The organism is Psychrobacter sp. BF1, from assembly GCF_019279065.1.
GTDB classification, from domain to species: domain Bacteria; phylum Pseudomonadota; class Gammaproteobacteria; order Pseudomonadales; family Moraxellaceae; genus Psychrobacter; species Psychrobacter urativorans.
The window spans coordinates 261,574-281,771 of the sequence record NZ_JAGYWV010000002.1 but is presented as its reverse complement, the minus strand read 5'-3'; the positions used below and the strand labels follow the sequence as shown (position 1 = coordinate 281,771).

Below are 20,198 nucleotides of genomic sequence, written 5' to 3'. Positions count from 1 at the left end.
TAACTACTAATCTCTCAAATTATTTCTTAATCTCTTTCCGAGCCCCAGCAATCAACTCCCGAACCCGATCACTTTCCCTCAGCACACAAGCATCATAAGCGGAAAGCGGCTCAGACTCTTGTTCTTTCTCCTGATCTTGTTTGGCCTTTTCTGCTAAATATTCTGCAAGTTTATCCGCTTCAGAATCGCTCATAGCTTATCCCTCGTATAATTTTTACCCTATAAAAAACGACACTGAAATCAGTGCCGTTTTAGAAGTCGTGACAGTTTAAACCCTAACCACCACTCCTCAAATACTGATGCACTAGATTATCAATCCCAGCTTAAAATCACTTTACCGCATTGTCCACTCTCCATGATATCAAAGCCTTCTTGAAAGTCATCAATGTGCATACGATGAGTAATGATGGGCGACAGATCAATACCGCTAATCAGCATTTGCTCCATCTGATACCACGTCTCCCACATCTCACGGCCATAAATACCCTTTAGGGTTAATGCCTTAAAAATAATCTTGCTCCAATCTACCGTAGTAGTGTTAGGCAAAATACCTAAGAGAGAGATTTTAGAGCCGTTATACATATTGCTGATCATTGAATCAAAGGCCTGAGGGGAGCCTGACATCTCAAGCCCAATATCGAAGCCGTGCATCTTTAACTCAGCAATAGCACCTTCGATGGTTTCACCCTTGGCTGGGTTTATGGTCATCGTCGCGCCCATTTTTTTGGCAAGTGCTAAGCGATAATCACTGATATCACTGACCACAATATTACGTGCCCCTGCGAAGCGACAAATCGCTGTTGCCATAGAGCCAATCAGTCCTGCACCCGTTATTAGCACATCTTCACCAAGCACAGGGAATGAAAGGGCAGTATGCGTGGCATTACCAAAGGGGTCCATAATGGCGGCCATCTCATCGCTGATACGCTCATCGAGCTTGATGACATTATCAGCGGGTATCACCAAGTATTCAGCAAAAGCGCCATCGCGGTCGACGCCCACGCCTATTGTGTTTTCACACACATGTAGCTTACCACGGCGGCAGTTACGGCAATGCCCGCAAGCGATATGTCCTTCGCCTGTCACTCGATCACCCACTTCAAAGTGCTGCACGCCATCGCCTATTTCGCTAATGATACCGACGTATTCGTGTCCGATTATCATCGGCGTCTTGATGGTTCTTTGTGACCATTCATCCCATTTGTAAATGTGCAAATCTGTACCACAAATGGCGGTTTTTTTAATTTTAATTTTAACGTCATTGATGCCAACAGTAGGTTCTGGCATGTCTTGCATCCAAATGCCTTTCTTGGCATGGGTTTTAACTAGTGCTTTCATACTTTTCTCTCATTTAACGGTGTTGTACTTAATGATTGCCTTTAGATAAATACCGCATCACGCTTAATCAATCACCTTCATTTGCTTGGCGACTTTGATAAAGGCGGTGATACACTTGTCTAGCTGCTCGCGAGTATGGGCGGCAGAGAGCTGGACACGGATGCGAGCCTCGTCTTTGGGTACGACAGGGTAGAAGAAGCCAATCACATAAATGCCTTCGTAGAGCAGTGCATCTGCCATTTGCTGGGAGACGTTGGCATCATAAAGCATAACCGCACAAATTGCCGATGCGGTGGGCTTAATATCGAAGCCCGCATCTTGCATTTTTTTGACAAAATAGGCGGTATTTTCATGCAGTTTATCTTGTAGGGTATTGTCTTGCGCTAGCATCTCAAATGCTTTTACCCCAGCTGCCGCCACCATGGGAGGAATGGAGTTTGAAAACAGATACGGGCGTGAGCGTTGACGCAACATCTCAACGATTTCTTTTTTACCTGTGGTAAAGCCGCCAATAGCACCGCCAAAGGCTTTGCCTAAGGTACCAGTGATCAGCTCAATGTCACCACGTAGATTGAACAATTCAGTCACGCCGCCACCAGTGTGACCGACCACGCCTGCTGAATGTGACTCGTCAATCATTACCATGGCATCATATTTTTGTGCCAAAGCATAAATCTCATCCATTGGCGCCACATTACCATCCATCGAAAACACACCATCGGTCACAATCAAACGAAAACGCTGTGCTTGCGCCGCTTGTAACTGAGTCTCTAAATCTTGCATATCTGCATTGGCATAACGATAACGGGCCGCTTTACACAGGCGCACACCATCAATGATTGAGGCATGATTTAGCGAATCAGAAATAATAGCATCCTCGCCGGTTAACAATGGCTCAAAGGCACCACCATTGGCATCGAAACAGGCCGCATAAAGAATCGTATCTTCGGTATTAAAAAACTTAGAAATCGCCGCCTCTAATTGCTTATGCAAATCTTGTGTACCACAAATAAAACGCACCGATGACATGCCATAACCTGAGTTTTCGATAGCTTGGATAGCCGCCTTTTTAATCTCAGGGTGGTCAGACAATCCAAGGTAGTTATTGGCACAGAAGTTAAGCACTTCGCGACCATCGGCGATCTTGATTAGTGCATCTTGCGGAGAGGTGATAACGCGCTCGGTTTTATACAGTCCTGCCGCGCGTATGTCGCTGATTTCTTGTTGTAAGTGTTTCTGAAAGTCTTGATACATAAAGAGGCCTTTTTTAATATTATTGACGTTTGCTTAGGGTCTGTTGAATGCTCAATAGACCCTAATAATGTAGAGGCTAAGACTACTGATAGAATCAAACTATTTGCGTATTAATACGGATTAAGCACAGATATCTAAATACTGACGCACGACGTTATCCATACCTTGCTCTAGCGACTCAATCGTAAACGCATGACCAATCGATACCTCAGCAATATCACTAAGCGCGAGCAGATCAGCCAAATTGTTCAAATTCAAATCATGACCAGCATTGACGCGGATACCGTTTTGATTGGCTAAGGTAATACAATCGCTAAAGCGTTGCTGCACCTCATCGAACTGCTCACCGCTATATGATCGCGCCCATTCTTCGGTATACATCTCGATCGTCTGTACATCGCTCTCGATGACCGCTTTGATTTGTTCAATATCAGGGTCGATAAACACCGCACAGCGCGTACCAAAGGCTTGTAGCTCTTTGCTTAACGCTGATAAAAATTCATGATGCTTGATGATATCAAAGCCGTGATCAGAGGTCAGCTGATCTTCACTGTCTGGCACAAGCGTACATTGATGCGGCTTTACTTCACGGATAATCTTCAAAAACTGCTCGTTTGGGTTGCCTTCGATATTGAACTCAATCTCTGGGTAATCGGTCAAAAACGCACTGATATCATAGACATCTTGGTATCTGATATGACGCTCATCGGGTCTTGGATGTACGGTAAAGCCTTTGACACCTAGATCAATCAGCTTCTTCACAAAGTACAACAGGTTGGGGTAGTCAGTACCGCGAGAGTTACGGATTAAAGCCAATTTATTCAAATTCACGCTAAACAATGTGCTCATAAAATTCCTTATACAGCTCGTTTATTATTGAAGAAATGATTAATAAAAATCATTGGTATCAGCATACTTCTTATTCAATGCTTTTAAAATAGCATAAGTCTCTAAGTCTACCGTTCCTGTTGGGTTACGGGGTCTAAAATGCAACTGAAAAGCATAAATCACATTGCGACTGGCTTTATCCCACTCATCACTATCATTGAGTTGATAACCATAATCTCTAAGAGCTTGCTTAATCTGAGGTATCGTGGCCGATGCAAATGCGTTTGTGTCCATAAAAGACAATTTATCAGCGTCATCATACCAAGCGCCAATGCCATACTCTGTATACAGTCGGTGCCACGGGAACTTCGCACCGGGGTCTATCTTGCGTGATGGTGCCATATCCGCATGACCAATGATATTCTTTGGTGAGATGCTATATCTGGCAGCCAAGTCTTTTACCAATTGGGCGACTTTTTTAATCTGTAATTCATCGAAGTCAACAAAGTGCTCATAAGGATGATAGTCGAGATTGCCGTTTTTTAAAGCGTTTCGATATTCATGCTTAATGCCGCTATTGACGATCTCAATGCCAATGGAGGTATCGTTAAGTATCGTTCTACCTGCAAAGCCGCCATTACCCGCATGCCAAGCACGTTCGCTTTCAGGCACTAAGTTATAAATCTTGTTATCGTCATGGTCCAAAATCAGATAGTGGGCGCTGACTTGACCCTTGGTCAAGGTATTTATAGATCTAGCATTATCTGAGACAGTGTAGTGCAGGATGATGGATTTGATTCGCTCGCTCTTGCCAGTGGCTTGATAGGTTTGGCTGTCTATAATGTAATTCTCAGTGTTAGCCACTTGGGAGGTTGTCGTCACGCAGCCTATTAAGGGCAGTGTTAAGCAAGCGACTAGTGCTAAAGAAGTAATGTTTTTTACCATGAAATGCTCGGTGTAGGAATGATGTTTTTTCAAAGGGTAGTTCAGATTATGGTGTTGTTAAGATGCTATTAAATGTCTATAGCTGTCTAGATAGTCCTGCCAGTTATGCAAGATATTGTCATAGCCTAGCTTTTCAGTATTATCATGAGCAGGCATATAACTGATGAGTTTTTCCATATCTACAGGGTAACGGAAGTCAGCATAAACTTTATTGATTCTACCGTAATCAGCACTACTATTTTCCATATTTTCATACAGCCAAAGTAGGATAATGTATCTCCATTTACTGCTTACTGAGTTCCGATCAATGTTTACGTCACTAGATATTAAGCTTAAAGGTTTGATGTCAGTATCTATATAAAAACTATCTAACAGCAGATTAACAGCCAATTCTAATAAGCTCTCATCATTAGGGTATTTAACTAATGACTTATCAACAATGTTAGCTAACTCTCTTAAATCGATTAGCTCATACCCTATGGCAAAACTGATTTCTTCTGCAGATAAAATGACGCTATGTTGTTGTAAAAAAGAAAAGGGAATATCAATACCTTTCATGATGGTTCTAATCTCTAGTTAGTATTGATTAACTCTTAATCTTCTTACGTAAAACCACTTTCCAGCTCTCTTCTAAACATTCAATCGCTAGCCACGGCTCAATATCTTCTACTGCATATTTGTCTTTCGAATTAGACAATTGCCATAGCTTCTCTAACGTTGCAAACGGATAGGGACGCACTATCAAATACACCGGCAAATCAGCACTAATCATCCCATCACGGACGACCTTAAAATACCAGCCAGCGATACCTTGCTTGCTGATCCATGAAGCGATGTTAGCCACCTCAGTAAACTGGCCGATTTGGTCATTGATTTTGTAACAAGGACGACGGGGTTGTACGATACGTAATTGCACGCTGTCGCTATCATTGCCATACTGAAAAACATCACCAATACAGACCGTTGATTCATCCATATCCGGTAAATCATTCACCGGCTCAGTGATAAGGTTTTCGCCCAAAGTGCCGATACGTACCTTTAAATCAAACTGCTTATTAATGAGACCATAAGTAGCAGTAGGCATCTGATGCACCGCTTTTAATGGGCCGCCATGATGCTTGCGATCGGCTTGCTCGTCAGTCGTCAAGCCCATAAAATTGACAGCAACAGGAGCCTTAACAGGCGCTTTATCAATGGCACTCAGTTGCTCACGGGAGAAAGGCATAGCCTTGCCAGCTCGAACATCGACTAAAGTTGCGATATGTAGCTGCAAGGTTTGATTAAAGTCATTTTTGCTTGGTTGCGTCAATGCTTGGCTTGCTTGGTTGCTCATAGGACCTCCTAAACGACAGTTATTTCATACGACAAATAGGGTTTAAATGATAGTAGCTATCTTAGCCCAACTCATACTGATTTTCAGCTTATTTACTCAGTCAATACAACTCGGTTTTATGCCTTTGGATCTTAGTTATCTTAGTTATCTTAGGTAGCTTAGTTTTATATACCTTAAGTTTATGCCGCTTAGTTTTAGCCAGCTTACTGTTATATAAATTGACCTTATGCCGCTTAATCTTGTGCAGCCTAAGGTTATACAAATTATAGCCATAAAAAAAGACCGGAATATTAATCCAGTCTTTTTAAGGTTAAAACCGTCAATAGCTAAGCACTAATAAACTAGCACTATAATAAATAGGGCTATTTGTTTTTATTACGACGACCAGCGGTTTTCTTTTCACGCGGCACTGCAATTAGCTCAGCCAATTGCTCAGGTGATGACCATAGACCTTCAAGATCATAGAACTCACGAGCGGCTGGAATCATCATGTGCACAACTACGGCACCTAGATCTATTAGCGTCCAATCAGAATCGTTGCCACCTTCACGGCCAAGCGGCATAAAGCCTGCTTGTTTGGCATCAGCACCTAGATTGTCAGCCATAGCACGGACATGACGTTTTGATGTACCGTCAGCGATAACGATACGCTCCATAACATCAGTCAAGTCTTCTACATTCATTACAGTGATGTTCTTAGCTTTCATATCTTCTAAAGAATTTTGGACTAGTGCTAAGCACTCTTTTAAACGGTCATTCGACATAGTTGGAATCATAAAGGTAAATCTCTTAAATAATCGATCATAATAAAAGTATAAGTAGTCGCTCTACATTAACGAGCTGTATAGGAGCATGCTAAAGGTAAAAGGACAAAGATAGTGCAATTTTAACGGAATTAGAGCACAGAATATAGCTGATGAGTAATTATATATTGATAAACTTTAGGATTTAGCCAATTGGCTAAATTATTGCGCTTATTAACTGCGTATTTAGCAGACGGCAATGACTCAAAATCAGGTTTATAAAATTGTTGTCGAATCTCAGTACTAGAGACAGTCATGACTGAGCGAGTATCTATATAAATGCGTCCTTGCTGCTGGCTTTTCAAGGCCTCAGGCGAAAAGGATTTATGGCTCGATGTATTGCTCAAAGACGGCTGGGCTAATAGTAACTCGATATACGACTCAGTCACTTGCTGTTGTAACTCATCGGGTAGTTGCAACTTTAGCACGGCAGTATCTTGCGGTGATTGATTACGCTCAAATATCCATAAATGCAAGTAATCAGTCAATTGTAAGCCGCCTTTCCATTTTGCCAAGCTACGGGCGCTGTCCATACCCATAATAAAGATCAAGCAGTCATCAGGATAGCGCTGGCGCAGTATCCGCACGCTATCGATGCTATAGACTGGCGGTATTTGCCACAGTTCAAGCTCATCGATCTGCAAGGGAGTGTCCTCAACCGCCAGCTTTAGCATCGCTAAACGATCAGCAGGATCGGTACTTTGCTCCTTAAAAGGAGAACGAGCATTGGGTAACAGCGCCACTTGTAGCTCCCGCTGCTGCTCAGTGGCGATAGGCAACAGGCTGTTATAGACGCTCATCGCTATTTGAATATGTCCGCCATGCACTGGATCAAAGGAGCCACCAAGATAGGCACGAATGGCTGGCTGGGGTGTTTCAATAGTTTTAGTGACTGTAGGGCATGTGGCGCATGTAGCGTATGTATCAGGCATAAGTAAAAAGGCTAAATATAAGTCATATAGCGCTATTGTAGTGGGCAAGCAGCTTATTGTCATGTTGTCATGCACTAAAAAGCCGACTATCGTGATGATAATCGGCTGGATGCTATAAGAGATAGGGCTAGGGCACTTGTTCAGCTACACCTTGAATAAATTAAACAACATCACTATGCGCTTGAATGGCGGTCAAAGCGATGGTATAGACAATATCATCGACTAGTGCCCCACGTGATAAATCGTTTACCGGCTTATTGAGACCTTGTAGCATTGGCCCTACACTGATGACATTGGCGCTACGTTGTACCGCTTTATAAGTGGTGTTACCAGTGTTCAGATCAGGGAAGATAAATACATTGGCTTGTCCGGCAACTTTTGAGTCTGGGGCTTTTTGTTTGCCAACACTCATCACTGACGCCGCATCATATTGTAGAGGACCATCGACCGCTAGGGTAGGCTCACGCTCACGCACGATTGCTGTGGCACGTTTGACTTTTTCCACGTCAGCGCCAGAGCCTGAGGCACCCGTTGAATAACTGATCATCGCCACTTTAGGCTCAATTCCAAAGGCCGCCGCAGATTGTGCAGACTGAATGGCAATCTCAGCTAGCTCTTCTGCCGTTGGGTCTGGATTGATCGCACAGTCACCATAGACCACCACTTGCTCAGGCAATAGCATAAAGAATACTGACGACACTAGCGAGTACTGCGGTGCAGTCTTAATTAACTGAAACGCTGGCAGTACCGTATTGGCGGTAGTGTGAATAGCTCCAGACACCAAACCATCTACTTCGTCTAGTAGCAGCATCACGGTCCCTAAATAGACCGTATCTTTGAGCTTTTCAGCGGCAGCTATATCAGTCGTTTTGCCTTTACGGGCGGCAACCACAGCAGCGATATATCTAGTCATGTCTAAGGTTTCAGGGTCGAGAATCTCTAGCCCTTCTGGTAATACTAAGCTACGGTTTTTGGCTACTTGTTCAACGTCGCTGCGTTTAGCAAGCAATACACAGTTAGCGATACCACGGCTTTGACAGATACAGGCGGCCTCTACTGTGCGCGGCTCAGAACCTTCTGGCAGTACTACCCGTTTTTTGGCTAGCTGTGCTTTTTTGACCACTTGATGGCGAAAGGCAGCAGGAGACAGGCGCGGGGTATACTCACCACTGAAGTACTCTTTGATCCAGCTTAGATCTAAGTGGGCGGCTACGTAGCGCGTGACTTCTTGCGCACGCTCAGTATCATCGCTTGGAATCTCAGAGCTCATATGCAACAGATTCTGTACGGTCTCAAAGCTGTCAGTCTCGACACTCATCACCGGAATACCAGTCTTGAGCGCTGATTGCCATAATTCAGCAACGGTTTCGTTGGGCATCACCCCACCAGTTAGCACAATACCTGCTAGTGGAATGCCGTTAATACAAGCCAATCCAGCGGCTAATAATAGATCATCACGATCACCTGGGACTACAATCAGAGTGCCACGTTTGAATATTTCATCGACACGGGCTACTGAACGGGCGGTTAAACTGATGTTATTGATACGGCGAGTCTTAGCCTCACCGACATTCAACCACGTGGCGTCAAGCTCAGCGGCGATATCCCAAGTGCGAGGTACTGATAGTGAGTCACTAAAAGGCACTACTCCAATCAGGCGGAATTGATCAGTATTAAAATGCGGCGATAAACGCTGGACGTTTTCTATGAATTTTTCATCAAGGCTGAATATCGCTTCACCTGGAGCTACGGGTTGAGCGTCAAAAGTGTTAGGCACATCGACACGCATCAAGATACAGCCTAGCGTACGCTCATCAGCGATACCGCCAAACTCACGACCATGAACATCGAGCTTATCGGCTAACAAGGCAGGATTATTAGTATCCGCCGTACTGACAAAGATAATCTTGGCATCTAAAGCGTGGGCAATAGCACGGTTGATTTGTGAGGCATAAGAAGCTTCAGTGGTGGGCACTAAGCCTTCACAGATAATGACATCTTGATCAGTACCGATTGACTGGAAGCTCTCAACGACTTGTTCCATTAGATCATCAAGGTTGCCATCACCGATCATACGCTCAACGTGTTGACGGCTGATAGATTGTGGAGGGTTGAGACCAAAAGCATGCATAATCAAGGCGCTGGAGCTGTCGAGACTATTTTGTTTATCGAGAGTATCATCTTGCAAAAACGGCTTCATAAAAGCAGCTTTAACGCCATTATAATCTAGAGCACGGATGAGACCGAGTGCGGCGGAAGTGACACCGATACCACGGCTAATAGGGACAAGTAAAATGGTTTGCATAGCGTATCCTACAGTTTATTTGGTTTTTTAAACTAACAAGCGCTGCTGTTTTAATAGTATCAGCAGTGTCTACTGGTGACTATTCAACACGCTCTAAACCGAGTGCTTGACGAGTTTCTTGTGCAATACGGCATTCTTCATCGGTTGGGATAACCCACAGCTCGATACTACTATCAGCACTTTGGAAGCTGCCTTCTGCACCGCCAACCAATGACTTGTTTTTGTCAGTATCGAACTTGATACCGAAGTGACGCATAACCTCTAAGATACGAGCACGAGTGCTGGCCGAGTTCTCACCGATACCGCCAGTAAAGATAATGCCAGTAAATACCGGCATAGCACAGCTGAGGCTGGCTAAGTATTTTCCTACACGATAGCAAAACATATCAATCGCCAGCTGCGCATCAGCATGGCCTTCACTAGCGGCTTGCTCGATAGTACGCAAGTCATTCGATAACCCTGAGATACCGAGTAGACCGCTTTCACTATTAAGCATCTTATCGATTTCTTCTAGACTCATACCGAGTAGACGCTTTAAATGAATGTGTAGTCCAGGATCGACATCACCACTACGAGTCCCCATCATCAGGCCTTCAAGCGGTGTCAAACCCATGCTAGTGTCTAAGCTCTTGCCATCATAGACCGCCGTCGCAGAACAACCATTACCCAAATGTGCCGTTAGCCAGCCATGCGGACCTTTGGCTTCGGTGAGGGCACTGCCACGTTCAGAGACGTAAGCGTGTGAAGTACCATGGAAACCATAGCGACGAATTTTTTCATCTTCATACAGGGCTTTTGGGATCGGGTAGCGATAGGCAACGGGCGGCATAGTTTGGTGAAAGGCGGTATCAAAAACCACCACTTGTGGAATATCAGGATAGATAGCTTGTACTGCTTCAATACCTAAAGCATTAGCAGGGTTATGCAAAGGTGCTAAGATCTTTAGACGTTTTACTTCTGAGAGTACATGATCGTCGACCCGTACAGCTTCTGAGTACTCACGACCACCATGAACGCCGCGATGACCAACAGCAATAAAGTGATACTGCTCAAGCAATTCAAGAATCTTTTGTAACGCCAGCTTATGACGACCGCCAGGGATTGAGATTTCAATCTTTTTGCCATCTAACGTAGTATGCTTAATACGCGCCGTATCTAGGCCCAAGTTTTCTGCAAGACCTGTAATACGAGTAGATTCATCTTCGCTAATTAAGGCATATTTAATCGAAGAAGAACCGCAGTTCAAAACTAGTGTTGGGTTAGTTAATTGGTGAGTACCAGTAGTCTGATCGCTAAAAGTGGAATTGCTGAGGCTGTCACTCATAATCTATCCTTAGATGGTGTTTTATAATTAGGTAATCATAACGGATTAACCGCTGTTGAACAAATAGAAATAAGTAGGGAGTCGACTAATGTATATTAGCTGACAGCCCTTTTATTTCAGGGTTTGACAGTGACTAGTTAATTTCAAATTACTGACATTGTAGGTCATTAAAATGCTTACTGTTTTAGGATCAAAATAGCTAGCAGCAAAGATAAAGTAGAGTAGCTTATTAATTATACCCTGATGACTATAAGGTTTTATCTTGGCGCTCGTCAAGAGTTTAATAGCGCCCGTTATCGGCTAATAGCTTAGCTAGCATAGCAGTACAAGCATTGATCCAAATTGTAAGTAAAGTTGTCCAATAGTTTTTGACTATGCCATATAGCTACTAGCAGCAGCTATAAAATTTATCAGGCTACCTTGAATAGTGAATAAACAGCGGTTGGTAGGGCAATAATTCTTGCTATAATTAGCGACTAAATAGACCTGATCAATGCACAGCTTTATAGATTAATGCTATGATCAATGGCCGTAGAGCGTAGAGTAGGCTAGCTGTTTCAATACTTTCATAAAGTATCTATAACTGGTCTTTATGATGATTTTTTATAAAGGCTGTTTATGGCTATAGGCTGTTTATGATTAAACGCTACCAATCGTTACTTGCTCTGCACTACTGAATTTACTTATAGCCAAAGGTTATCTGTTGTTAAGGCTAATATTTTGCTCAGTGCAATGTATTATTGAGCAACAGTTCCTGCTATCAATCAGCTCGTCACTCTCTTGGGTACTCCCTTATGATAATAATCAACAAAGCCTTTTTATCTACAAAATATGCCCTTATAGCACTAAGTTTAGCGGTATTAACTATGACTGGCTGTGGTCAAAAGGGCAGCCTATATTTAGCAGATAGCGATAGTCAAATGGTCTCTAATAGCTCTGGGGTTCTACAAAGTACTAGCAACCCACAAGATGCTGCTTTTGCTGGAATTGACGATAATGACTATCAGAAAAATCGCTACTTGGAGCAAGAGCAAGCATTCCCTGAAGTCAGTGATGATCCTAATGATTATTAATAGAAGCTTATCAACAGAGGCTTATTAATATAGGCTTATTAATAAATGATGGTTGTTTATCGATGATTGATAAGTAACTATTACCAAGTATTTATCAATCATGAGCTTATGAGTTACAAAACACTTAGCCATAGGCAGTAATAATCAGTACTCAATAAGCCAGATACTCTTTATCGTTTAATCGGTAAAAATTGCTCCGAGTTAAACACCAGCTGTTGCAAAGCAGCGCGACTATATAACCTTGATGACCTGACCAAATTAGAGATATAACTATGAGTAATTCTACTTCGCCAGCTGATGTGACTAATACGCCAACCCATGCTAGTAACTGCCCTGATGTCACAGTGCAAACCGAGCAAGGCTTATATATTAACCCTACTGCGCTAACGGCACACTTGCCAGCATTAGCGTATCGCAATAACACTCTGTATATGGAAGATATCAGTATCGATGAATTGGCTGAGCGTTATGCTACGCCTTGCTATATCTATTCAAAACAGGCCATAGTAGCCGTCTATCAGGACTATAGCGATAGTTTTGCAGCTATTGAGCATCAGATTTGTTATGCGGTAAAAGCCAATTCTAATCTTGCTGTGTTAGGAGTATTAGCGCAAGCAGGTGCTGGCTTCGATATCGTTTCACGTGGTGAGCTGATGCGAGTGTTAGCCGCTGGTGGCAAAGCGTCAAAGGTAGTGTTTTCAGGGGTAGGTAAGACAGCTGATGATATCGAGTTTGCCCTCAATCAAGGCATTAGCTGCTTCAACGTAGAGTCTGTTAATGAGCTAATATTAATCAATAAAGTTGCCCAGCAGCTCAATAAATCGGCACCGATATCATTACGGGTTAATCCAGATGTAGATGCTAATACTCATCCGTATATCTCAACGGGGCTCAAAGATAATAAATTTGGTATTGCCCACGATAAAGCAGTAGCGGTATACCAACAAGCCACAGCCATGTCACATATCGATATTATTGGTATTGACTGTCATATTGGCTCCCAGCTAACCGAAGTCGCGCCTTTTATTGCCGCTTTAGATAAGTTAATTGAGCTTATTCAAAATTTAGCGGATAAAGGTATTCAACTTAAGCATATTGATTTAGGCGGTGGTCTTGGGGTGCGTTATATCGATGAAGCACCAATTACTATAGCTGAGTTTGCCCAAGCTTTATTACCCAAACTAACAACGCTAGGTCTAAAAGTATTCTTTGAGCCAGGTCGCAGTATGGTCGCTAATGCTGGTATCTTGCTTACTCGTGTCGATATACTAAAGCCTACTGAGCATAAGAACTTCGCTATCGTTGATGCCGCCATGAATGATTTGATTCGTCCGGCACTTTATCAAGCTGAGATGGCAGTGATTCCAGCTGTATTGTCGAGTGTCGATGCAGATATTGAAGCTATGCAGGCGTGGGATATCGTTGGCGCTATCTGTGAGACTGGCGACTTTTTAGCCAAAGATCGTCTGTTGAATTTAGCTGGTAATGATCTATTAGCTATTACTGGTGCTGGCGCTTATGGCATGGTGATGAGTAGTAATTATAATACCCGCCCCCGTGCTGCTGAGGTAATGGTGGCAGGTACTCAGCATCAGCTGATTCGTAAACGCGAAAGCATCGAAGAGTTATATGCTTCTGAAGCTTTATGGTCAGCTTACCAATAGCCGCTCATAACTAATGCTGAATAAGTCGCCCCTGACGATTAGCAATAAGGCTAGGAGTTTTATAAGCCTAAGGTAGTCGGTGCTATTACCAGTAAGAACCCCATTGTTAAACTAACAGTGGGGATTTTTTTTGCCTAGTTTCAGATGAAAATAAGCTCGCCCAAGCCACTGCGATTGTTATCATTGTGCTATACAGCGTGCTACTATAACGCATACATAAAAATAGAATGGGACACAAGGATATGCTAATAGAATTTACCAAAATGCATGGTCTGGGTAATGATTTTATGGTTATCGATCTGGTGACCCAGCGTTTGGAATTAACCAAAGAGCTAGTACAGCTCCTCGGCGATCGACATTTAGGCATTGGCTTTGATCAGCTATTAGTAGTAGAGCCACCGATGCGCCCTGATGTGGATTTTAGTTATCGTATCTTTAATGCTGATGGCTCAGAAGTTGAGCAGTGCGGTAATGGGGCTCGCTGTTTTGCTCGCTTCGTCCAAGCGCGCAAACTATCGTTTAAGCAGCGTCTGCGAGTAGAGACAGCCAGCGGTGTTATTGCTCTAACTACCGATCGCTATGGTTGGGTAGAAGTAGATATGGGTAAACCAAAGTTCGAGCCCAATGAGATTCCTTTTACTCCCAAATCAACTACCAAAATTCAGAACGCCTACCATATTGATGTCGCAGGCACACCAGTACAGTTATACGTGGCCAATATGGGCAACCCCCATGCGGTGATTAAAGTTGACGATATTTTAGCAGTCGATATCGAAAAACTAGGTAAAGCTATCGAGGGGCATCCTGCTTTTCCTAATCGAGTCAATGTCGGCTTTATGCAAGTGATGAACCAGCGTCATATTCGTTTACGTGTGTATGAGCGTGGGGTTGGAGAGACTCAAGCTTGTGGTACTGGTGCTTGTGCGGCAGTGGCCGTTGGGGTCCGTGAAGGCTGGCTCGATGAAGGAGAGGATGTGCGCACGCAGTTGTATGGTGGCAGTTTAGTGGTACGTTGGCAGCCGGGCTATTCGGTGATGATGACTGGACCGACGGCATTCGTTTATGAAGGTGTATTCAGCCCTGATGGATTGATGGCACAATCAGGAATTAAAGCCAATCCGAGTTAATTTAGTTAGCCCAAGGAGTGCTGATATCTATGGATATTGAATCCCTATTAAGCACAGAACCAGATAATGCTCTAGCCGAATTACTAGTACCAGTACAACGCTGGCTAGAGGTGCTGGCAGTGCGCAACCATTCTGAGCATACTCTTAGTGCTTATTTTGCTGGGGTCAATCAGCTCGCGTTATTTATACGGGGTAAGCGCTTAACTTGGACACGCTGTGACAAGCGTCAATTGGCTCAGCATATCAGTCAGCGCCTTGATGAGGACAAGCTAGCTCTGTCTAGTGTGCAGCAGGAGCTGTCCGCCATTCGGCATTTTTACGGTTGGCTGATTGAAGAAGGGCTGGCCCGTATTAATCCAAGCACTGGCTACCAGCTCAAACGTAGTCCTAGACCCTTACCTTCGATAGCGGATATCGATCTACTAACTCAATTACTTGATCAGGCCAGCCCTGACACTCCAGAGCAAGCCCGCTTATGGTTACGGGATAAAGCGATGTTTGAGCTGCTGTATAGCAGCGGTCTACGAGTAGGTGAGCTTGTGGCTCTGGATAGTAGTGATATCGACTTGGCTGATCTACGAGTACGAGTGACTGGGAAAGGTAATAAGACCCGCTTAGTGCCTATAGGGCCTAAAGCGGCGGCGGCTATCAAGCGTTACTTGCCGCATCGCAACTTATGGGTCGAGCAGCAAGACTCTGCGCTATTTATTAGCGAAAAGCTCGGTACTCGGTTATCCAGTCGTGCGGTACAACAGCGCCTAAAAGTAGCGGCAACCCGAGCCGGTATTGCCCAAAATATGTATCCGCATCTATTACGTCATTGCTTCGCCTCACACTTATTATCGGGTAGCGGTGATCTACGTGCTGTGCAAGAGATGCTTGGTCATAGCGATATCAGTACTACTCAGATCTATACTCACGTTGACTTTGCTAAGCTCACCCAAGTCTATGATCGCGCTCACCCACGTGCCACTCATCGGCCAACTGATAATGAGCAATAGCTTGCCGTTATTATAAGGCGCTATTAAAGCTGTACTACAGCAGACTTAGGCCAAGCGATGACAGTGAAAAATAGGCATACTTTGGCGTCCTTGCTGCTGCGCTAGTTTGTCTAAACTGGCGAACACTAGCGCATAGTCGTTGACTTGATTGGCTGCTACTTTGTCAATCTCGCTATGCTGATAGCTAGCGACAATAGTGCCATCGAAAGCGCTAATCGCTGCATGCCCCCAAGTTTGACGCACTGTACCGTTTCTATAATGATGGTCACCGCCTTGTGCCGCACCAATCACCATACATTGGCTGTCCAAAGCACGTGCTTGTAATAATAGCGACCAATGCGCTTGACCAGTCATATAAGTAAAAGCCGCAGGCGCACTGAGCAGCTCAGCTCCTGCTTGGCGTAAACGTTGGGCCAGCGCTGGAAAACGTAGATCAAAACACACCATCATACCCAATTGATAAACCTCATTCTTGAGCTCAATCGGCGTCACTACCGTCTGCGTGCCAGGCTCAAAGGTCAAGGCTTCGTTATAGCTGCCTTGCTTGTCAGCGACAGTAGCGGTAAACAGATGGATCTTATCGTAACGTGCGACGACCTTGCCAGCAGGGCTAAACAGTAAGCTGACTTGGCGCATACGACCATCAGGAACGATCACCCCATCAGGACGATAAGGACAAGGTAGAGAACCGGCAAGCACGTATACTTTATGAGCATAAGCGTAGTCAGCGATAGTCGCTGATAACTCATCAAAACGCTGAGCAGTAGCAAGCTGTTCGCCCATACTACAACAGTTCTCTGGGAGTACTACTAGCTGCGCTCCTTGTGCACTAGCCACGCTAATAGCTGACTTTATGGTGGCTAAATTGGCGCTAATATCTTGTTGGCTATTCATCTGTACAGCAGCTACAGTAAGGTTATTCATAGTTGATTCTCAATGGTTATTTTTGCTAGTTGCTTTTAATAAAGCCTTTAATAACTTTTTAATAGAGCCTTTGATAGTTAGCTTCCAATAGACAGTCTTTAACTGAGCGCTAACTATTTAAGATTTTACTAGGATTAGGTTTGCTGTTTTTTGACTATAACTCTCACGATTTAGCTACAAATGAACAGCTAATCACTCAACAATAATAACTTATAACCACTAATTATGGCTCGGCAGGATATAGATTATCATAGCAACAGACGGATAAAAAATGCTATCGTCAAGGCTTATAGGTTGATTACACTATTAAATCATAGCAACCAACAACCGCTATTACCAAAATTTTATTAATACTGGAGTGCAATAATCTGTCTATGAGTATGTCATTCGGATTGGCAGCCACGCTAAGTACCTCACAGAAACTCACCCCCCAAATGCAGCAGGCGATCAAACTGTTGCAGCTCTCTAGTCTTGAGTTGGCACAAGAGGTTCAAGCCAAATTAGATAACAATCCTTTGCTAGAGCGAGTCGAAGATGATGAAGATAGTAATGACGACGACTATGAGCTTAGTGTAGCTGATGAGTGTTTGACCCTAGAGATGTGGAATGAGGATAGCTTAGCTGCTTCAGCAACTAATGACTCTGACAGTAGCAATACCGTCAATAGCGCCGATCAACAAGAGATAGATAGCTTGGATAAGTTACAACAAGCCAGTATCGATAACGAGGCTATGGATAACAGTAACGATAGCTACGCCAGTTTAGATAGTGATAACTACGATTATAGTAGTGCTGAGAGCAGCAACTATGCCTCTGTTGCTGGTTCAACGCCCAATTATACTGGCTATGACGATCCCGACAGCTACCAAGGCAGCACTAGCGCTACTATTCAAGACTATGTGCGCTGGCAACTAAACTTTAAACGGCTGTCCGATACCGATACCTTGATTGCTGATTATTTAGTGGACTCCATGGATGATATGGGTTTTGTCCGGCTCGATATCGAGGAGCTACTACAGAGTTTCCAGACTATGGGCAGCTTCTATCAATGGGAGGCTCAAATTCAGGCTGACGAGATAGTGGCGGTACTACGAATTATTCAGTCTTGCGACCCTTTAGGGGTTGGTGCTCGCCATTTGAACGAATGTCTTAGTATCCAGCTACAAAAACTGGATCCTTCTACTGAATTTTTGGCGCAAGCACAAGCCTTACTTAAAGCCAGTGAGCATCTAGTTAGCAATAATATCAAAGCTTTAACCGATATCACAGGCTTAGTGCCAGAAGAGATTACTCCAGCGCTCAGCTTATTACGTACCTTAAACCCTGCGCCCGGCTTAGCTTTTCAAAGCCGTCAGCCAGAATATACTAAGTTGCCAGAGAGCTATGATATTCCAGATGTACTAGTTACGCCGTTACGCCGTGATGTACCAGCAGCTAATGTCAGTGCTAGCAGCAATAACACTAACCAGCAATCAGATAGCAGCCAGAATAACTCAGCTATAATTGAGGGCTGGCATGTGCGCCTCAATCCGGATACTTTGCCTAAACTACGAGTTAATCGAGAGTACGCCAATTTGGTCAAACGTGGTGATGAGAGTCCCGAAAATCAATATTTACGCGATAATCTAATCGATGCTCGCTTATTCATTCGTAGTATTGAAGAGCGTAATCAAAATTTATTAAAAGTATCCACTAGCATTATTTATCGCCAACAAGCGTTTTTGCAGTATGGCGCTAAAGCTATGCAGCCTCTAATATTAAAAGCTATTGCCGAAGAGGTAGATCTACACGAATCTACGGTTTCACGACTGACTACTAGTAAGACTATTCTGACTCCACAAGGGCTATTCTCCCTTAAATACTTTTTTTCATCGCATGTCAGTAGTAGCGATGGTGATGTATCTTCTACCGCTATTAGTGCGATGATTAAGCAAATGATTACTGATGAAGATATGAAGAAGCCGCTTTCTGATAGTCGGTTGCAAGCTTGTTTGCATGAAGAAGGTATCGATATTGCTCGGCGCACGGTGGCCAAATATCGTGAAGCTTTAGGTATAGGCTCCTCTACTCAACGCAAACAAAAGTATTAGTTGTGACTAATAATAGAATAAATTAAAACAAAATTTTTTGATTATATAGAATTGAGTAAAAAAGCCTAGCTTCTGTTACATTTAATTACAACAACCTACCTTGCTACTCTCGGGGTTTCATGACAAATTAGAGAGGTATTAATAGCAAAAGCCAATACTTTTTAAATGTGGTTTATAAGGGCTTTTAAGAGTAGAGGCTCTCTACAGTGAATAAAGAATTGGCGTTATTGATAAGGTAAGGTGGTTAGGCTAGTTTGCCTAATCGCTAGTGATATAAAGTTATGAACATAAGGATAATAATATGAATGTTTCTATCAGTGGTCACCATATCAGCGTAACCGATGCCATGAATACAGCTGTACGCGAAAAATTAGAAAAAATTGAGCGTCATTTTGATCAAATTCAAAGCATCCAAGTAATTTTGTCATTAGACAATAGTGGTGCCAGCGATGGTGGTCAAAAAAGCCATAAAGCCGAAGCTATCATGCGAGTTTCAGGCAAAGAGATGTTCGTACAATCTTTTGATGACGATATGTATAAAGCTATTAACGATATGGCCGATAAGCTTGAGAGACAAGTGCGTAAATACAAGACTCGTCAGGAAGGTAAAAAGACTCAAGGTGCTGGACGTGATGGACGTTACGTAGATAATGACATTGCTGATGCAGAGCCTGTAGTATAAGAGGCAGAGACCTTGTAGTCAGAGTAATAGTAGCAATAGCAGTAGGAGAGACCAACAGTGAGGATGCGACAGTAGTTTTTACAACAACTAAATAGTAAGCCTTTGATCGGTGCGGCACTAGCCACAATTAGTGATAATCATAATACTAAAACATGATTGTAGTCATGCCAAGTCGATCAATCTCTTCACTACCCTGTTATTACCTGTTGATGATAAAAAAAGACCTCAAACGTATAATTCGTTGAGGTCTTTTTTATGGCTGCTATTTTATTTTGCTTGTCGCTGATGAATCACCGAATAAATTTATGAATTAGTCTAAAGCTTAAGCATTATATTAAAGACTCAACCACCGCCTACCGCTTGGACCACTTCAATACTCATACCTTCAGTGATACGTAGCGTAGTAAGCTCGCTTTTAGGAATCAGTTCACCATCGACCTCAACTGCATAACGACCAGTACTCAATCCCAGCTCATTGATTACTAACTGCACGGTCTGATGAGTAGTTTGTAATGTTTTGCCGTTGACTATAATCTTACTCATAATATTTTCCGGTAATGGTTTGATAAGTGACT

General features: G+C 43.4%; 19 protein-coding genes. 6 read left to right on the top strand and 13 right to left on the bottom strand.

Going from position 1 to position 20,198, the window contains the following annotated elements:
- Positions 1 to 19: 19 nt before the first annotated feature.
- From KZA12_RS04085 to KZA12_RS04035, 11 genes are all read right to left on the bottom strand, one after another.
- On the bottom strand, positions 20 to 193 hold the full coding sequence (locus KZA12_RS04085; protein ID WP_218689313.1) for a hypothetical protein: 174 nt from the start codon (positions 191 to 193) through the stop codon (positions 20 to 22).
- A 119-nt stretch (positions 194 to 312) separates the two neighbouring features.
- The gene (tdh, locus tag KZA12_RS04080) at positions 313 to 1,338 is read right to left on the bottom strand and encodes an L-threonine 3-dehydrogenase (RefSeq protein ID WP_201621692.1); all 1,026 of its coding nucleotides are present in this window, start codon (positions 1,336 to 1,338) and stop codon (positions 313 to 315) included.
- A gap of 63 nt (positions 1,339 to 1,401) precedes the next feature.
- Positions 1,402 to 2,592 (bottom strand): glycine C-acetyltransferase, encoded by a 1,191-nt coding sequence (gene kbl, locus KZA12_RS04075; protein WP_201621693.1) that lies wholly within the window; start codon positions 2,590 to 2,592, stop codon positions 1,402 to 1,404.
- 120 nt (positions 2,593 to 2,712) lie between these two features.
- Positions 2,713 to 3,441 (bottom strand): pyridoxine 5'-phosphate synthase, encoded by a 729-nt coding sequence (locus KZA12_RS04070; protein WP_218689312.1) that lies wholly within the window; start codon positions 3,439 to 3,441, stop codon positions 2,713 to 2,715.
- A gap of 39 nt (positions 3,442 to 3,480) precedes the next feature.
- Positions 3,481 to 4,365 carry an N-acetylmuramoyl-L-alanine amidase gene (locus KZA12_RS04065; protein WP_218689311.1) on the bottom strand — a complete coding sequence of 295 codons (885 nt, stop codon included), beginning with the start codon at positions 4,363 to 4,365 and terminating at the stop codon, positions 3,481 to 3,483.
- A 57-nt stretch (positions 4,366 to 4,422) separates the two neighbouring features.
- On the bottom strand, positions 4,423 to 4,923 hold the full coding sequence (locus KZA12_RS04060; protein ID WP_218689310.1) for a DUF2247 family protein: 501 nt from the start codon (positions 4,921 to 4,923) through the stop codon (positions 4,423 to 4,425).
- 28 nt (positions 4,924 to 4,951) lie between these two features.
- Positions 4,952 to 5,698, bottom strand: a complete 747-nt coding sequence (locus KZA12_RS04055) for an MOSC domain-containing protein (RefSeq protein WP_218689309.1) — start codon at positions 5,696 to 5,698, stop codon at positions 4,952 to 4,954.
- A 362-nt stretch (positions 5,699 to 6,060) separates the two neighbouring features.
- Positions 6,061 to 6,462: a ribosome silencing factor gene (rsfS, locus tag KZA12_RS04050; protein WP_373416579.1), complete on the bottom strand. Its 402-nt coding sequence runs from the start codon at positions 6,460 to 6,462 to the stop codon at positions 6,061 to 6,063.
- 131 nt (positions 6,463 to 6,593) lie between these two features.
- Complete coding sequence (locus tag KZA12_RS04045; protein ID WP_218689308.1) at positions 6,594 to 7,433, bottom strand: nicotinate-nicotinamide nucleotide adenylyltransferase; 840 nt, start codon at positions 7,431 to 7,433, stop codon at positions 6,594 to 6,596.
- 160 nt (positions 7,434 to 7,593) lie between these two features.
- Positions 7,594 to 9,738 carry a phosphate acetyltransferase gene (gene pta, locus KZA12_RS04040; protein ID WP_218689307.1) on the bottom strand — a complete coding sequence of 715 codons (2,145 nt, stop codon included), beginning with the start codon at positions 9,736 to 9,738 and terminating at the stop codon, positions 7,594 to 7,596.
- 79 nt (positions 9,739 to 9,817) lie between these two features.
- Positions 9,818 to 11,062, bottom strand: coding sequence for an acetate/propionate family kinase (locus tag KZA12_RS04035; protein ID WP_201621701.1), 1,245 nt, complete (start codon positions 11,060 to 11,062; stop codon positions 9,818 to 9,820).
- A gap of 794 nt (positions 11,063 to 11,856) precedes the next feature.
- On the opposite strand from KZA12_RS04035, the gene KZA12_RS04030 reads away from it, so the two are divergent.
- The 4 genes from KZA12_RS04030 (at position 11,857) to KZA12_RS04015 (ending at position 15,927) form a co-directional block, all read left to right on the top strand.
- The gene (locus KZA12_RS04030) at positions 11,857 to 12,135 is read left to right on the top strand and encodes a lipoprotein (protein ID WP_218689306.1); all 279 of its coding nucleotides are present in this window, start codon (positions 11,857 to 11,859) and stop codon (positions 12,133 to 12,135) included.
- Between the two features lie 272 nt (positions 12,136 to 12,407).
- Positions 12,408 to 13,799, top strand: a complete 1,392-nt coding sequence (gene lysA, locus KZA12_RS04025) for a diaminopimelate decarboxylase (protein ID WP_218689305.1) — start codon at positions 12,408 to 12,410, stop codon at positions 13,797 to 13,799.
- A 242-nt stretch (positions 13,800 to 14,041) separates the two neighbouring features.
- Complete coding sequence (gene dapF / locus KZA12_RS04020; protein WP_201621704.1) at positions 14,042 to 14,926, top strand: diaminopimelate epimerase; 885 nt, start codon at positions 14,042 to 14,044, stop codon at positions 14,924 to 14,926.
- A gap of 29 nt (positions 14,927 to 14,955) precedes the next feature.
- On the top strand, positions 14,956 to 15,927 hold the full coding sequence (locus KZA12_RS04015) for a tyrosine recombinase XerC (RefSeq protein WP_218689304.1): 972 nt from the start codon (positions 14,956 to 14,958) through the stop codon (positions 15,925 to 15,927).
- Between the two features lie 45 nt (positions 15,928 to 15,972).
- On the opposite strand, the gene KZA12_RS04010 is transcribed toward KZA12_RS04015, so the two are convergent.
- Entirely contained in the window at positions 15,973 to 16,851 is an 879-nt protein-coding gene (locus KZA12_RS04010) for a nitrilase-related carbon-nitrogen hydrolase (RefSeq protein WP_218689303.1), read from the bottom strand.
- Positions 16,852 to 17,225: 374 nt separating this feature from the next.
- Here KZA12_RS04010 and KZA12_RS04005 point away from each other — a divergent pair, with 374 nt between their 5' ends.
- Positions 17,226 to 18,941: an RNA polymerase sigma-54 factor gene (locus tag KZA12_RS04005; protein WP_218689302.1), complete on the top strand. Its 1,716-nt coding sequence runs from the start codon at positions 17,226 to 17,228 to the stop codon at positions 18,939 to 18,941.
- 301 nt (positions 18,942 to 19,242) lie between these two features.
- Entirely contained in the window at positions 19,243 to 19,623 is a 381-nt protein-coding gene (gene hpf / locus KZA12_RS04000) for a ribosome hibernation-promoting factor, HPF/YfiA family (protein WP_201621708.1), read from the top strand.
- A gap of 342 nt (positions 19,624 to 19,965) precedes the next feature.
- Here the strand turns inward: hpf and thiS are convergent, their stop codons facing one another.
- Complete coding sequence (thiS, locus tag KZA12_RS03995; protein ID WP_201621709.1) at positions 19,966 to 20,166, bottom strand: sulfur carrier protein ThiS; 201 nt, start codon at positions 20,164 to 20,166, stop codon at positions 19,966 to 19,968.
- Positions 20,167 to 20,198 lie beyond the last annotated feature (32 nt).